Annotated in this window: 18 protein-coding genes; 17 read left to right on the forward strand and 1 reads right to left on the reverse strand. The window is 65.8% G+C overall.

The features are described from left to right. Window positions 1–145: 145 nt before the first annotated feature. The 16 genes from prfA (at window position 146) to WB461_RS09695 (ending at window position 12678) form a co-directional block, all read left to right on the forward strand. A complete protein-coding gene (gene prfA / locus WB461_RS09620) occupies window positions 146–1225 on the forward strand; it encodes a peptide chain release factor 1 (protein WP_423852515.1) in 1080 nt (359 codons plus the stop codon). A gap of 4 nt (window positions 1226–1229) precedes the next feature. Beyond that, complete coding sequence (gene prmC / locus WB461_RS09625; protein ID WP_423852516.1) at window positions 1230–2078, forward strand: peptide chain release factor N(5)-glutamine methyltransferase; 849 nt, start codon at window positions 1230–1232, stop codon at window positions 2076–2078. 12 nt (window positions 2079–2090) lie between these two features. Beyond that, entirely contained in the window at window positions 2091–2633 is a 543-nt protein-coding gene (locus WB461_RS09630; RefSeq protein WP_423852517.1) for a VTT domain-containing protein, read from the forward strand. Between the two features lie 45 nt (window positions 2634–2678). Further along, complete coding sequence (locus tag WB461_RS09635) at window positions 2679–3329, forward strand: L-threonylcarbamoyladenylate synthase (RefSeq protein WP_423852518.1); 651 nt, start codon at window positions 2679–2681, stop codon at window positions 3327–3329. Beyond that, entirely contained in the window at window positions 3326–4447 is a 1122-nt protein-coding gene (locus WB461_RS09640) for a glycosyltransferase family 4 protein (RefSeq protein WP_423852519.1), read from the forward strand. The genes WB461_RS09635 and WB461_RS09640 overlap by 4 nt, the downstream gene beginning before the upstream one ends. Further along, window positions 4444–4845, forward strand: a complete 402-nt coding sequence (locus WB461_RS09645) for a hypothetical protein (protein ID WP_423852520.1) — start codon at window positions 4444–4446, stop codon at window positions 4843–4845. Before WB461_RS09640 ends, WB461_RS09645 begins: the two co-directional genes overlap by 4 nt. Window positions 4846–4986: 141 nt before the next feature. Next, window positions 4987–5778, forward strand: coding sequence for a F0F1 ATP synthase subunit A (atpB, locus tag WB461_RS09650; RefSeq protein WP_423852521.1), 792 nt, complete (start codon window positions 4987–4989; stop codon window positions 5776–5778). Window positions 5779–5854: 76 nt separating this feature from the next. After that, window positions 5855–6073, forward strand: coding sequence for an ATP synthase F0 subunit C (locus WB461_RS09655; protein ID WP_216822857.1), 219 nt, complete (start codon window positions 5855–5857; stop codon window positions 6071–6073). 28 nt (window positions 6074–6101) lie between these two features. Continuing rightward, entirely contained in the window at window positions 6102–6650 is a 549-nt protein-coding gene (locus WB461_RS09660; protein WP_423852522.1) for a F0F1 ATP synthase subunit B, read from the forward strand. Beyond that, window positions 6650–7450 (forward strand): F0F1 ATP synthase subunit delta, encoded by an 801-nt coding sequence (locus tag WB461_RS09665; protein WP_423852523.1) that lies wholly within the window; start codon window positions 6650–6652, stop codon window positions 7448–7450. The genes WB461_RS09660 and WB461_RS09665 overlap by 1 nt, the downstream gene beginning before the upstream one ends. A 34-nt stretch (window positions 7451–7484) precedes the next feature. Beyond that, window positions 7485–9125, forward strand: coding sequence for a F0F1 ATP synthase subunit alpha (gene atpA, locus WB461_RS09670; protein ID WP_423852524.1), 1641 nt, complete (start codon window positions 7485–7487; stop codon window positions 9123–9125). 2 nt (window positions 9126–9127) lie between these two features. Continuing rightward, window positions 9128–10072, forward strand: a complete 945-nt coding sequence (locus WB461_RS09675) for a F0F1 ATP synthase subunit gamma (protein ID WP_423852525.1) — start codon at window positions 9128–9130, stop codon at window positions 10070–10072. A gap of 5 nt (window positions 10073–10077) precedes the next feature. Further along, window positions 10078–11550 (forward strand): F0F1 ATP synthase subunit beta, encoded by a 1473-nt coding sequence (gene atpD / locus WB461_RS09680; protein ID WP_423852530.1) that lies wholly within the window; start codon window positions 10078–10080, stop codon window positions 11548–11550. After that, window positions 11550–11927 carry a F0F1 ATP synthase subunit epsilon gene (locus tag WB461_RS09685; protein WP_423852526.1) on the forward strand — a complete coding sequence of 126 codons (378 nt, stop codon included), beginning with the start codon at window positions 11550–11552 and terminating at the stop codon, window positions 11925–11927. Before atpD ends, WB461_RS09685 begins: the two co-directional genes overlap by 1 nt. A 20-nt stretch (window positions 11928–11947) precedes the next feature. Then, window positions 11948–12394, forward strand: coding sequence for a DUF2550 domain-containing protein (locus WB461_RS09690; protein WP_423852527.1), 447 nt, complete (start codon window positions 11948–11950; stop codon window positions 12392–12394). Between the two features lie 137 nt (window positions 12395–12531). Then, complete coding sequence (locus tag WB461_RS09695) at window positions 12532–12678, forward strand: hypothetical protein (protein ID WP_423852528.1); 147 nt, start codon at window positions 12532–12534, stop codon at window positions 12676–12678. A gap of 8 nt (window positions 12679–12686) precedes the next feature. Here WB461_RS09695 and WB461_RS09700 read toward each other — a convergent pair whose 3' ends face one another. Then, window positions 12687–13259: a cob(I)yrinic acid a,c-diamide adenosyltransferase gene (locus tag WB461_RS09700; protein WP_423852529.1), complete on the reverse strand. Its 573-nt coding sequence runs from the start codon at window positions 13257–13259 to the stop codon at window positions 12687–12689. A gap of 71 nt (window positions 13260–13330) precedes the next feature. On the opposite strand from WB461_RS09700, the gene WB461_RS09705 reads away from it, so the two are divergent. Then, on the forward strand, window positions 13331–15313 hold the full coding sequence (locus WB461_RS09705) for a protein meaA (protein WP_423852531.1): 1983 nt from the start codon (window positions 13331–13333) through the stop codon (window positions 15311–15313). Window positions 15314–15409: the final 96 nt, after the last annotated feature.

Consider the following 15409-nt stretch of genomic DNA (forward strand, 5'->3'; position numbering starts at 1 on the left):
CCTCGACACCGGCGGCCGCGTCGCCCGCTTCGAGAAGCGCTACGCCAAGAAGACCGAGAGCAAGTAGCTCCACTCCGGCACCGGCCCGTACCTTGTGTACGGGTCGGTGCCGTTGTCTTGTCCGCACCCAGTCCGAGGAGCACCCGTGTTCGAAGCCGTCGAAACGCTCGTCGCCGAGCACGCCGAGCTCGAGGTCCGCATGTCCGACCCCGCGGTGCACTCCGATCAGGGACTGGCCAAGCGCCTGGGGCAGCGTTACGCCGAGCTGACCGCGATCGTCAGGACCTACCACGACTACCTGCAGGCGACCGACGATCTGGAGGCAGCCCGCGAGTTCGCTGCCGAGGACTCCTCGTTCGTGGCCGAGATCGAGGCGCTCGAGCCGCGCCTGCACGAGCTGAGTGAGCGGCTTCAGCGCCTGCTCGTGCCGCGCGATCCGGCCGACTCCAAGGATGTCATCCTCGAGATCAAGGGCGGAGAGGGCGGAGAAGAGTCTGCGCTTTTCGCGAGTGACCTGCTGCGGATGTACACCCGCTACGCCGAGCAGCGGGGCTGGAAGACCGAGATGCTCGACGCGACCGAGTCGGCGCTGGGTGGTTACAAGTCCGTCACGATGGCGGTCAAGGCCAAGGGCACCCCGGAGCCCGGCGAGGCGCCCCACGCCCTGCTGAAGTTCGAGGGCGGAGTTCACCGGGTGCAGCGCGTGCCGGTCACGGAGTCGCAGGGCCGCATCCACACCTCCGCCGCGGGCGTCCTGGTGCTGGCCGAGGCCGAGGACATCGACATCGACATCCAGGACAGTGACCTGCGCATCGATGTCTATCGGTCGTCGGGTCCGGGCGGGCAGAGCGTCAACACGACTGACTCGGCCGTGCGAATCACACACGTGCCGACCGGGATCGTGGCGAGCTGTCAGAACGAGAAGAGCCAGCTGCAGAACAAGGAGCAGGCCATGCGGATCCTGCGGGCCCGGCTGCTCGAGGCAGCACAGGCCGCCGCCGATGCCGAGGCGTCGGACGTCCGCAAGTCCCAGATCCGCACGGTCGATCGCTCCGAGCGCATCCGGACGTACAACTTCCCGGAGAACAGGCTCTCCGACCACCGGACCGGCTTCAAGGCATACAACCTCGACCAGGTCATGGACGGTGCGCTCGCTGACGTCATCCGTTCACTGGTCGATGCGGAGCTGGCCGAACGGCTTGCCGCCGTCGAGTCCGGCGCGTGATCCGATGACGGTGCGCAGTCAGGCTGAACGACTGCTCGAGGCGGCCACTTCGGATCTGGAGGCCGGGGGAGTTTCGTCGCCGCGTCACGACGCCGAGGTGCTGATGAGCCACGTCACAGGCGTCCCTCGAATGATGCTGCTGGGAAGCGCGAAGCCGAACGGTCGACAGGTGCAGGACTTTCAGGCGCTCGTGTCGGCGCGCGCTTCCCGCATCCCGCTCCAGCACCTGATCGGCTCGGCGGCCTTCCGATTCATCGATGTCGAGGTGGGACCCGGTGTGTTCGTGCCCCGCCCCGAGACCGAGGTGTTGGCCGGGTGGGCGATCGCCCACGCCAAGAACGAGCCCGCGCCGGTCGTCGTCGAGCTGTGTGCCGGCGCCGGTGCAATCTCCCTGTCGGTCGTGCACGAGGTTCCGGGTGCGGTCGTCCACGCGGTGGAGCTGGACGAGCCAGCGTATGAGTGGGCTCAGCGCAACCTTGCCGACAGCGGTGTCGATCTGCGGTTGGGCGACATGGCCGACGCCTTCACCGACCTCGACGGCACGGTCGACATCGTCGTCGCCAACCCGCCGTACATCCCCTTGGACGCTTGGGAGAGCGTCGCGCCGGAAGCGCGGGACCACGACCCTGCGCTCGCACTGTGGTCCGGCGATGACGGCCTGGACGCGATGAGGGTCGTCGAGCAGGCCGCCTGGCGGCTGCTCAAGCCAGGCGGCGTCGTGGGTGCCGAGCATGCGGACGTCCAGGGCGAGTCAGCCCCTGCGGTGTTCGCGCGGCGATGGACCTCGGTGCGCGACAATCGCGACCTCGCCGATCGGCCGCGGTTCGTCACGGCGACCAAGCCCCGCCGATAGGGTCGACCCATCATGGGCGTCAATGAGCTGAGTCTGATCGGCGTCGCGATCGCCGTCGGACTCGGGGCAGCGTTGCTGCCGGTCTTCGTCAACGCCGAGGTGTACGTCGTGGCGATGGGCGCGACGGTCAACAGCCGTCCGTTCCTCGCGCTGCTGATCCTGATCCATGTCGTGGCGACCACGATCGGCAAGGCATTCGTCTTCCAGCTGGCTCGCCGGGGGACCAACAAGATCCGGATGATCGAGCCCCACCCGCCGCGAAACGCGGTGTCGGCATGGTTCCGGAGGATCGGTCAGCGATTGTCCCGGACCCGGTTCTTCCGCTGGATCAAGCGGATCAATGACTGGTTGCTGTCCCTGCTCGACCGGCCTTACTCGGGCGGTCTGACAGCGTTCATGTCGTCGTTGATCGGCATCCCGCCGCTGGCGATCGTCACGATTCTTGCGGGCGCGTCCAAGCAACCTCAGTGGGTCTTCTTGACGACTGTCTTCACCGGACGCCTGATCCAGTTCCTCGCGATCGCCTTCCTGCTCCACAAGGTCAGCTGGTTCTGACCCCACTGACGGGATGTGCTTCCGCGCCGGGCCTAGGATGGCCCGGTGAGATTCGACTGCAGCGTGGACGAGGAGTTCGATCGCGGGCTCCTGGCAGCGCAGGCGGTGCTGGAGGAGGGCAAGCTCGTCGTGCTGCCGACCGACACGGTCTACGGCATCGCTGCGGATGCGTTCAATCCGCAGGCGGTCCAGAGCCTGCTGGACGCCAAGGGACGGGGTCGCCAGATGCCACCGCCCGTCCTGGTGGGGGCGCCGTCGACCCTCGACGCTCTCGCCGTCGACATCCCGTCGTGGCTGCGATCAGTCGTGACCGAGCTGTGGCCGGGGCCCCTGACGGTCATCTGCCGTCAACAGCCGTCGTTGACCTGGGACCTCGGCGAGACGCACAACACCGTTGCAGTCCGGATGCCGGACGACCCCCGGGCGCTGGCCCTGCTGAAGCAGACCGGTCCGCTGGCCGTGAGCAGCGCCAACACTACGGGAGACCCCGCCGCGCTGTCGGTGGACGACGCGGAGGACATGCTCGGTGACCTGGTCGCGGTCTACCTCGACGGCGGGCGCAGCACCACCGGCGTGCCGTCGACAATTCTTGATGCGACCGGCTCGACCCCCCGCGTGCTGCGCATCGGCTCGATCTCGATCGACGACCTGCACGCCTTCAACAACACGATCGAACCGCCCGAGGCGACCACATGAGGGAGTACCTGGTCGTCTTCGGAATCGCGCTGGGCGTGACTTACCTGCTGGCGTCGATCGCACGTATGTCGGCCTACCGTTTCGGTGCGGTTGCACGAGTCCGTGACCGCGACGTCCACGCCATCCCGACCCCGTACTTCGGCGGCCCGGCGATGCTGGGCGGTCTGATTGCCGCCTATCTCGTCGCGACCAACCTGCCATTCCTCTCGATGGCGGATGACGGCGTGTTCCAGGACGCTCGCGCCGTGATCCTCGGTGGAGCCGTGATCTGCCTGGTCGGCGTCGTCGACGACCTGTTCGAGCTCGATGCGCTCAGCAAGTTCGCCGGGCAGGTCCTGGCCGGCGTCATCGTGGTCGCCCAAGGCGTGCAGTTCGTCTATCTCCCGCTCTACGGCAACTACATCGGACTCGACCAGGTGCAGGCCATGATCTTCACGGTCCTGTTGATCGTCGGCACCGCGAATGCGGTCAACTTCGTCGACGGACTCGACGGCCTTGCTGCGGGCATGGTCGCGATCGGATCAGTCGCGTTCTTCGCCTACGCCTTCGTGCTCGCCGTCGAGAACGGCGAGACCCGCGCCATCGCTGCGGCGCTGCTGACCGCGGCGCTGGCCGGAGCGTGCGTCGGAATCCTCCCGCACAACTTCTTCCCCGCACGCATGTTCATCGGCGACTCGGGGTCGATGCTGATCGGCTTCGTCCTGGCGTGTTCGTCGATCAGTCTCACCGGCCAGTTCCCGGCCAGCAGTCTCTCCGAGGGCATCGGCGGCGCGGAGAACAGCTTCCTGCCAGCGTTGCTCCCGCTGATCCTGCCATTCACGATCCTGCTCGTGCCCTTCGTCGACCTGGCGCTCGCCGTCGTGCGCCGCACGCGGGCAGGGCGCTCGCCGTTCAGCCCTGACAAGATGCACATCCACCATCGACTTCTTGAGATCGGGCACTCTCACCGGCGCGCGGTCCTGCTGATGTACGCCTTCGCGGGCCTCGTCGCGTTCGGCAGCGTCGTCATCAGCCTGTTCAGTGGGTGGCAGTCGATCGCCGGATTCGGCGCCCTGGCTGTCATCACCATCGCAGCGGTCTTCCTGCTGCCGAAGTTCGAAGAGAAGGTCTGGTCATGAAGACTCTGCGCCCTGTTCTGCTGCCCGTCGTCGCGCTCGTGGTGGTCTGCGCGATCGCAGGCGGAATCTTTGCGGGCGGCGACGGGGTCCTCGGCGCGCTGCTTGGCGGTGCGGTCGTGGTGCTGTTCCTCGGTGCAACCCCGCTGGTGCTGACCCCGATGGTCAAGGCGGGCCCGATGCTGTCGCTGCCGATAGCCCTGGGCTTCCTGGCCACGAAGTCGCTCGCGGTCCTGATCGTGCTAGTGCTGCTGTTCGACGTCGGAAATGCGGCCGAGCACGTCGACTCCCTGTGGTTCGGCATCGCAGCTGTGGCGACGTCATTCGCGTGGACCGTGCTCCAGGTTCGCGGCTTCCGCAGCCAGCGTGTCCCCACGTATGACCTGGACAACGAGGGCTGATCCGCCCCTGATAGTCTCGGCCCTGCGAAGACGACCCCGGACAGCTGGTCCGGCTGGGAGGCATTCGCACGACAATGACGCTGGCCGTATGCCTTCAACGACGCGTTGAGGGCGACCACGCCATGAGACAAAGGTGACCGAGTGACTCTCGCCTCGTTGGTGATCGCCGCTTCCTCAGGGCCGCCGAGCCCCGGGCCCGCTGACTTCGATCTTCCGGGTATTGCCGGAACCATGGTCACCAAGCCCATGCTCCTGGTCCTGCTTTCAGGCGTCATCATCGTCGTGCTGTTCAACGCCATGGCTCGTCCGGCAGCGGTCGTCCCCGGTCGCATGCAGTTCGCCGGCGAGATGGTCTACGGATTCGTCCGCAACGGTATCGCCCGCGAGAACATCGGCTCGGCCGAGTTCATGCGCTTCGTGCCCTACCTGTTCACCATCTTCTTGTTCGTGCTGGTCAACAACTTCTACGGCTTGATCCCGCTGTTCCAGTTCCCGACGATGTCGCACATCGGTTACCCGCTGTCGATCGCGATCCTGAGCTGGCTGGTCTACAACGGCGCCGGAATCAAGAAGAAGGGCTTCGTCGGCTACCTCAAGCACGAGACGGTCCCAGCCGGGATGTCAGGGCCGATCCTGCTGCTGCTGGTCCCGCTGGAGTTTCTCTCCAACATTCTTCTCCGTCCGATCACGCTGACGCTTCGTCTCTTCGCGACGATGTTCGCCGGGCACCTCCTGCTCATCCTGTTCTCGCTCGGCGGCGAATACCTGCTGCTGCACTCGGACAACACCCTCGCGCTCCCGGCTGGCATCATCTCGTCGCTGCTGGCAATCGCGATCAGCTTCCTGGAGATCCTCATCATGTTCCTCCAGGCGTACGTGTTCACACTGCTCTCGTCGATGTATGTCGGCGAGGCTCTGGCAGACGAGCACTGAGCACCACCTCAAGACCTACAACTTCATACGCCCCAACAGCGACGCTCGATCGAGCGTCTCAACGAAAGGAAATGCCGTGGGAGGCACCGCAAACATGATCGGCCTCGGCCTGGCCGCGATTGGTCCCGGTATCGGAGTCGGCCTGATCTTCGCCGCGTTCGTCACCGGCGTCGCACGTCAGCCTGAGGCTGAGGGCAAGCTGCGCCAGATCGCCATCCTGGGCTTCGTCCTCGCCGAGCAGTTCTTCATCATCGGTCTCGCGCTGGCTTTCGTCCTCAAGTCCAGCAACACCTGATTCCGATCACCCGACAGAAGGCACGCCCATGATCACGTCACGTCTCGCGTTCGAGGCAGCGGCGGCGGAAGAGGACATCAATCCTCTGATCCCGCACACTGCCGAGATCGTCATCAGCCTGATCGTCTTCGGCCTGATCTTCTTCCTCCTGAGGAAGTTCGTCATCCCCGCATTCGAGAAGGCATATGCCGAGCGCACCGCCGCGATCGAGGGCGGCATCGAAGAGGCTCAGGCTGCCCAGAAGGAAGCCAAGGCCGCACTCGACAAGTACACCGAGCAGCTCGCGGGGGCGCGTCACGAAGCCGCCGCGATCCGTGAGGAAGCCAAGGAGCAGGGCGCGCAGATCATTGTCGAGCTCCGTGCCCAGGCGCAGGCCGAGGCCGAACGCATCACCGCTACTGCGCACTCGCAGATCGAGGCGGAGCGCTCGCAGGTCCTCGCGCAGCTCAAGGGTGAGGTTGGTTCGATGGCGACGCAGCTCGCGGGTCGCATCGTGGGCGAGTCCCTCGATGACGACGCTCGTCAGCAGCGTACGGTCGAGCGCTTCATCGCCGAGCTCGAGGAGTCGGCCAACTGATGCGAGGCATTTCAGCGAAGTCCCTGGTCGAGGTCCTCGCCGCAGTCGATGCGGCGTCGAGCTCGGCGAGCGACCTCGGAGCCGAGCTGTTCGGCGCCGTCTCCACCCTGGACGGCGCTCCGGCGCTTCGCCGGGTGCTGACCGACCCGTCGACTGAGGCCTCAGCCAAGGTCGGTCTGGTCAATCAGGTCTTCGGATCCAAGGTCGGCGCCGACACGCTGTCGGTGCTCGACGCAGCTGTCGGCGGGCGGTGGGCGTCGATGCGAGACCTCACCGATGCGCTCGAGACTGCAGGGGTCGCCGCTGAGGTGGCCGCCGCAGATGCCGTCGGAGACCTCGACGCGCTCGAGACCGAGCTGTTCGAGGTCGAGCGGCTCATTCGGTCCGATGCGGACTTGCGCCAGATCGTCTCGGACCGGGGAGTCCCGGCCGAGGCCAAGGGGAGCCTGCTGGCGACCCTGCTGGAAGGCAAGGTCACCGGAGCCACTCTGGCTCTGGCGACGCAGGCCGCCGCAGCACGCACCGGTTCTTTCGAGAAGGTCCTGTCCAGCTTCGGCGACACGGTCGCGGCCCGACGGAGCCGGCTGCTGGCCGAGGTTCGTGTGGCCCACGAGCTCGGCGACGTCGAGAAGACGCGCCTGGCCAAGGCCTTGGCCAACAAGTACGGACGCGACGTCCACCTGAACATCATCGTCGATCCCACCGTCGTCGGAGGCATCGCTGTCTCCATCGGTGACGAGGTCATCGACGGCACCATGTCCACTCGCCTTGAAGTCGCCCGCCGGCGTCTTGCAGGCTAGAACACACTCACCGAACAAGAAGGCAGGCACACACATGGCGGAACTCACGATCCGTCCGGACGAGATCCGCGACGCATTGCAGAAGTTCGTGGCCGACTACAAGCCGAGCGCTGCGGCAACCGAAGAGGTGGGCGTCGTCGCCGAGTCCGGTGACGGCATCGCCCGCGTCGAGGGTCTTCCCTCGGCGATGGCCAACGAGCTCCTCGAGTTCGAGGACGGCACGCTGGGCCTCGCGCTCAACCTCGACGTCCGCGAAATCGGTGTCGTCATCCTTGGTGAGTTCTCCGGCATCGAAGAGGGCCAGACCGTACGTCGTACTGGCGAGGTGCTCTCGGTACCCGTCGGCGACAACTACCTCGGTCGCGTGGTGGACCCGCTCGGCACGCCGATCGACGGCCTCGGCGAGATCGAGACCACCGAACGCCGCGCCCTGGAGCTCCAGGCTCCCAACGTCATGCAGCGCAAGAGCGTGCACGAGCCGATGATGACGGGTCTCAAGTCGATCGACTCGCTGACCCCCATCGGCCGCGGACAGCGCCAGCTGATCATCGGTGACCGGCAGACCGGCAAGACCGCGATCGCCATTGACACGATCATCAACCAGAAGGCCTTTTGGGAGTCCGGCGACCCTGACAAGCAGGTTCGCTGCATCTATGTCGCCATCGGCCAGAAGGGTTCGACCATCGCGGGCATCCGCGGTGCGCTCGAGGAGGCTGGCGCGCTGGAGTACACCACGATCGTGGCGGCACCGGCCTCTGACTCGGCGGGCTTCAAGTACCTCGCTCCGTACACCGGATCGGCCATCGGCCAGCACTGGATGTACGCCGGCAAGCACGTCCTGATCGTGTTCGACGACCTCTCCAAGCAGGCCGAGGCGTACCGCGCTGTGTCTCTGCTGCTGCGCCGCCCGCCGGGCCGCGAGGCGTACCCCGGCGACGTGTTCTACCTGCACTCGCGGCTCCTCGAGCGCTGCGCCAAGCTCAGCGACGAGCTGGGCGCCGGCTCGATGACGGGTCTGCCGATCGTCGAGACCAAGGCCAACGACGTGTCGGCCTACATCCCGACCAACGTCATCTCGATCACGGACGGTCAGATCTTCTTGCAGTCCGATCTCTTCAACGCGAACCAGCGTCCGGCCGTCGACGTCGGCATCTCGGTGTCGCGTGTTGGTGGCGCGGCGATGCAGAAATCGATGAAGGCCGTGACGGGCTCGCTCAAGGTCGAGCTCGCGCAGTACCGCGCGATGGAGGCGTTCGCGATGTTCGCCTCGGACCTCGATGCTGCGTCCAAGCAGCAGCTTGCCCGCGGACAGCGCATCATGGAGCTGTTCAAGCAGGGTCAGTACGCGCCGTTCCCGGTCGAGGATCAGGTCGTGTCGATCTGGGCCGCGACCACCGGCAAGCTCGATGCCGTCCCGGTCGAGGACATCAGCCGTTTTGAGTCGGAGTTCCTCGACTACCTCAAGCGTTCCCACGGGCAGATTCTCTCCGCGATTCGGGAGACCGGGAAGTTCGAGGACGACAACGAGCAGGCGCTCGTGGCTGCCTACGACTCCTTCCTCGACCAGTTCGAGACCGGCGAAGGACGCTCGATCAAGGCTGGTCACGAGGAGTTCGACGCACTGCCCGACGAGGATGTCGAGCAGGAGCAGATCGTCAAGCAGAAGCGGGGCTGACGATGGCAGCTTCGGTACGCGAGCTACGCGCGAAGATCAGGTCGACCCAGGCGACCAAGAAGATCACGCGCGCCATGGAGCTCATTGCTGCGTCGCGCATCATCAAGGCGCAGCAGCGGGCAGCGGCGGCAGCGCCGTACGCCCGTGAGCTCACGCGCGCCGTCTCGGCCGTTGCCACCTTCTCGAACGTCGACCACCCGTTGACCAAGGAGAAGGACAACCCGGCCAAGGCCGCGGTGCTGGTCATCTCCAGCGATCGTGGTCTGGCCGGCGCCTACTCATCGTCGGTGCTCAAGGAGGCCGAGCGCCTCGTGGAGAAGCTTCACGGCGAGGGCAAGGCCGTCGATCTCTACCTCACGGGTCGCAAGTCGGAGGCGTACTACAACTTCCGCAGCCGGCCATTCGTGCAGTCGTGGACCGGCTTCTCGGACAAGCCCGAGTACGCCAACGCGCGCGAGATCGGGAATGAGCTGGTGCGGGTCTTCAACATCGACCCGGATGCGCCGCGCGATGCGGACGACAACACCGATCCGGCCATGGCCGTCGACGAGCTCCACGTGGTCTTCACGCGGTTCAAGTCGATGCTGTCGCAGGAGCCGGAGGTCATCCGACTGCTTCCTCTGGAGGTCGTGGAGGGTGCCGAGGCTCCCGAGCAGGACGAGGCGCTGCCGCTCTACGAGTTTGAGCCCTCGGCGCACGACGTGCTCGATGCGCTGCTCCCCAAGTACGTCCACAGCCGTATCTACTACTGCCTGCTGCAGGCCTCCGCTTCGGAGCTTGCCGCGCGACAGAAGGCGATGAAGTCCGCGACGGACAACGCCGAAGATCTGATCCAGAAGTACACCCGGACCGCCAACCAGGCCCGCCAGGCGGGTATTACCCAGGAAATCAGCGAGATCGTCGGTGGCGCCAACGCGCTGGCCGATGCAACCGCTGGGAGTGAGTGAGAGATATGCCTACCGCCAACAAGTCCGAAGACGTCCAGGGTTCCGCCGTGGACACGGCTGACCTCGCTACCGGTCGGGTCGCCCGTGTGATCGGGCCGGTGCTTGACATCGAGTTCCCGAGCGACGCGATCCCCGAGATGTACAACGCGCTCAAGGTCGACACCGAGGTGGACGGCGTCACCGAGACGCTGACCCTCGAGGTTGCCCTCCACATCGGTGACGGACTGGTCCGCGCGATCAGTCTGCGTCCCACCGACGGCATCGTCCGCGGAGCCACCGTCACCAACACCGGCGGACCGATCTCGGTTCCGGTGGGCGACCAGACACTCGGCAAGGTGTTCAACACCACGGGCGACGTCATGAACCTCAAGGAAGGCGAGAAGTGGGAGGTCAACGAGCGCTGGGGCATTCACCGCAAGGCGCCCGCGTTCGACCAACTCGAGTCCAAGACCGAGATGTTCCAAACCGGCATCAAGGTCATCGACTTGCTCACGCCCTACGTCCTCGGCGGCAAGATCGGCTTGTTCGGCGGCGCCGGAGTCGGCAAGACCGTCCTCATCCAGGAGATGATCGCCCGCGTGGCCCGCGACCACGGCGGTGTGTCTGTGTTCGCCGGAGTCGGCGAGCGCACCCGTGAGGGCAACGACCTCATCGCCGAGATGGAGGAGGCGGGCGTCCTAGGACAGACTGCGCTGGTCTTCGGTCAGATGGACGAACCGCCGGGAGCGCGTCTTCGCGTAGCCCTGTCGGCGCTGACGATGGCCGAATACTTCCGCGACGTCCAGAACCAGGACGTGCTGCTGTTCATCGACAACATCTTCCGGTTCACGCAGGCCGGCTCCGAGGTCTCGACCCTGTTGGGTCGCATGCCCTCGGCCGTGGGCTACCAGCCGACGCTGGCCGACGAGATGGGAGTGCTGCAGGAGCGCATCACCTCGACGCGTGGTCACTCGATCACGTCGCTGCAGGCGATCTACGTGCCGGCCGATGACTACACCGACCCGGCACCTGCCACGACGTTCGCACACCTCGATGCCACGACCGAGCTCAACCGCGAGATCGCGTCGATGGGTATCTACCCGGCAGTGGACCCGCTGACCTCGACGTCGCGCATCCTGGACCCGCGCTACATCAGCGCAGACCACTACCGCACGGCCAACCGGGTCAAGAGCATCCTGCAGCGCAACAAGGAGCTTCAGGACATCATCGCGATCCTCGGTGTCGACGAGCTCAGCGAAGAGGACAAGACGCTGGTGTCACGTGCCCGTCGCATCCAGCGCTTCCTGTCGCAGAACACCTACGTGGCCAAGCAGTTCACCGGAATCGAAGGCTCGACGGTCTCGATCGACGAGACGATCGATGGCTTCACCAAGATCTGTGACGGCGACTACGACCACGTGGCCGAGCAGGCATTCTTCATGTGCGGCGGTCTCGAGGACGTCGACAAGAAGTGGGCTGAAATCCAGAAGAGCCTCTGATGGCAGAACCGCTGCAGATCGAGCTCGTGGCCGCCGACCGCGTCGTGTGGTCGGGGCAGGCGAGTGAAGTCATCGCCCGCACGGTCGAAGGTGACCTCGGCGTGCTGTCGGGACATGCCCCGCTGCTGTCGTTGCTCATGCCCGGTGTCGTCGAGATCAAGCCGCTCGACGGCGAGGTGGTGCGGGCGGCAGTTGCCGAAGGATTTCTCTCAGTCGCCCACAATCACGTGTCGATTCTGAGTGAGGATGCCTTCCTGGCCTCGGAGGTCGACGCGAGCGCGACACGTGCTGAGCTCGAATCCGCACAGGCGGGCGACGACCAGGGTGCCGTGCTGCGGGCCGAGGCCAAGCTCCGCCTGATCGACAAGGCGTCCTGACGGACTAGGGGGAGGTCGCGATGCCGGTGTGGGTGTGGCTGGTCGACTTCCTGGTGTTCGGCGTTGCCTTCCTCGTGCTGCTGGTGGTCGGGCTCCTGGTCCGGCGGCGATTCCTGGGACGGTCCGGGGGCACGTTCGAGATGAGCGTCAACCGGCATCCCGAGGCCCAATCCAAGGGCTGGATGCTCGGACTGGCGGTGTATCGAGAGACCGAGCTCGAGTGGTATCGCACCTTCTCGCTGTCACCCAGGCCGACCTATCGCTTCATCCGCGGCGACGTGCGTGTCGACGGCCGACGTGAGCCGGTCGGTCACGAGGCGCACGCGATCCACGTTGGGCACCTCATCGTCGGCACCGACAACGCCTCAGGCGTCCGCCAGTTCGCGATGAGCGCCAATGCGCTCACCGGGCTGCTGTCGTGGCTGGAGTCGTCACCGCCGGGGCAGCGAGTGAACAACGTGCTCTGAGGCCCGGTGCAGGTTTGCCATTTCGATTGACGGGCCCTGTCCGCGCGAGAGACAATCTCGGGGTGTGCGGGCGTTGGGTCCGACTACCACGAACAAGAAGGTCCACTGTGTTGAAGCGTCTCGTAGCTGCAGCGTCCGTGTCAGCGTTTGCCCTGGTGGGGCTCGCATCGGGCACGTCCGCCGTGGCCTCCGCCCACGACAACCACGTCAAGGTCGTCCAGACGACCGACCGGACCGACCAGCTGGCGGCCGGCCGTGCGTCGCAGCGCATTGATTGGGACTGACGGCGCCTTCAGCGCTCCCCGCCCGGCAACCACAGGACGTCCCCGTCCGCGCGATTGGCATAGCGCCCGAGGATGAACAGCAGGTCGCTGAGCCGGTTGAGATACTTCGCCGTCAGCACATTCATGCTGTCGCCGTGCTTCGCCATGGCGGCCCAGGCCGATCGTTCGGCCCGCCGGGTCACGGTGCAGGCGACATGGACGGCAGCCGCGCTCGGGGTGCCGCCGCGCAGGATGAATGACCTCAGCTTGGGCAGCTGCTCGTTGTAGTGGTCGCACCACGCCTCGAGCCGCTCGACGTAGTCCGGCTCGACTCGCAATGGTGGATACTCCGGATCGGCCACGACAGGGCAGGACAGATCTGCGCCAACGTCGAACAGGTCGTTCTGCACGTGAGTCAGGACTGCGACGACGTCTTCGTCGAGCCCACCCAGAGCGATCGCGAGGCCGAGGTGGCTGTTGGCCTCATCGACGTCGGCATAGGCCGCGAGACGCAGATCCAGCTTGCTCGTCTTGCTCATGTCACCCAGGTTGGTGGTGCCGTCGTCGCCGGTACGGGTGTAGATGCGTGTCAGATTGACCATGCGGGCAGTCTACGAGTGTGAGCAGGAACGCCCCGACTAGGCCGTGACCGTAGAGGTTACGGGGAGGTAACCTGACCCTCATGCCAGACAAGCCGTGGGTGATGCGCACGTATGCCGGACACAGTTCGGCGGCGGAGTCGAACGAGCTCTACCGTCGTAACCTCGCGAAGGGACAGACCGGTCTGTCGGTCGCCTTCGACCTGCCGACTCAGACCGGGTACGACCCCGACCACGAGCTCAGCAGGGGAGAGGTCGGCAAGGTCGGCGTCCCGATCCCACATCTCGGAGCGATGCGGCGGCTTTTCCAGGACATTCCGCTCGAGACCATGAACACCTCGATGACGATCAACGCGACCGCGATGTGGCTGCTCGCGATGTACCAGGTCGCGGCCGAGGAGCAGGGCGTCGACGCATCGCTGCTGTCCGGCACGACGCAGAACGACATCATCAAGGAGTATCTGTCCCGCGGTACGTACGTCTTCGGCCCGGCGCCCTCGCTGCGGCTCACGACCGACATGATCGCGTACACCGTCACGACGATCCCGAAATGGAACCCGCTCAACATCTGCAGCTATCACCTGCAGGAGGCGGGGGCGACGCCCACACAGGAGCTCGCCTACGCACTCACGACGGCAATCGCAGTGCTGGACTCGGTCCGTGACTCAGGCCAGGTTCCGCCCGAGGAGTTCGAGAAGGTTGTTGGTCGAATCTCGTTCTTCGTGAATGCAGGCGTCCGGTTCGTCGAGGAGATGTGCAAGATGCGCGCCTTCGGGCGGTTGTGGGACGAGATCACCCGCGAGCGCTACGGCGTCCAGGATCCCAAGATGCGTCGCATGCGCTATGGGGTGCAGGTCAACTCCCTGGGCCTCACCGAGGCGCAGCCCGAGAACAACGTGCAGCGCATCGTGCTGGAGATGCTTGGCGTCACGTTGAGCAAGGATGCTCGCGCTCGCGCCGTCCAGCTGCCAGCCTGGAACGAGGCGCTCGGCCTGCCACGCCCGTGGGACCAGCAGTGGTCGTTGCGCCTGCAGCAGGTCTTGGCCTTCGAGTCCGACCTGCTGGAGTATGACGACATCTTCGAGGGCTCGGTCGTGATCGAGGCGAAGGTCAACGAGCTGATGGACGGCGCTCGTGCCGAGATCGACCGGGTCCAGGCGATGGGCGGTGCCGTTGCGGCCGTCGAGTCTGGCTACATGAAGCAGGCACTGGTCGGCTCCCACTCGGAGAGACGCGCCCGTATCGAGGCCGGTGAGATGAAGGTCATCGGTGTGAACTCCTACGTCGAGACCGAGCCATCACCGCTCACCGCAGATCTGGACACCGCCATCATGACGGCCGATCCAGAGGCGGAGGCGAACGCGATTGCCGAGGTTCGGGCCTGGCGCGATCAGCGCGATCAGGGTGCAGTCGACGAGGCGCTGCAACGGCTCCAGCGTGAGGCCAAGTCCGACACCAACCTGATGGAAGCCACGCTCGAGGCGGTGCGCGCTGGCGCAACGGTCGGCGAGTGGTCCGGCGCACTGCGAGACGTTTTCGGTGAGTACCGCGCGCCGACCGGCGTGAGCGGGGTGGCGAGTGCCGCCGAAGCCGGTGCAGAGCTGACCGCGGTTCGTGATCGCGTGCGGCAGACGGGGGAGGACCTCGGCACTCGGCTGCGCTTCCTCGTGGGCAAGCCCGGGCTGGACGGCCATTCCAATGGTGCCGAGCAGATCGCCGTACGGGCCCGCGATGCCGGCTTTGAGGTCGTCTATCAGGGCATCCGGCTCACACCCGCGCAGATCGTCGCTGCGGCGGTCGCCGAGGACGTGCACTGCGTGGGCCTGTCGATCCTGTCGGGATCCCACATGGAGCTCGTGCCGGACGTCCAGCGCGCGATGAGCGAGGCTGGAATCGGGGACGTGCCACTGATCGTGGGTGGCATCATTCCCGAGTCCCACGCCCGCAGGATGGAGGCGGCCGGTGTTGCTGCCGTCTTCACACCCAAGGACTTCGGCATGACCACGATCATGGACCGAATCGTTGACGAGATTCGCAAGGCCAACGACCTCGACTGAGCCGCCGTGAGCCGCGCAGCCCCAGCTGCGCGACTCGCAGTGATATCAGTTGAGCACGCGGAAGTCGGCCGGCAGGCCGCCTCCGCTGACGATGTC

This window comes from Aeromicrobium sp., from assembly GCF_049587115.1.
Lineage (GTDB): Bacteria > Actinomycetota > Actinomycetes > Propionibacteriales > Nocardioidaceae > Aeromicrobium.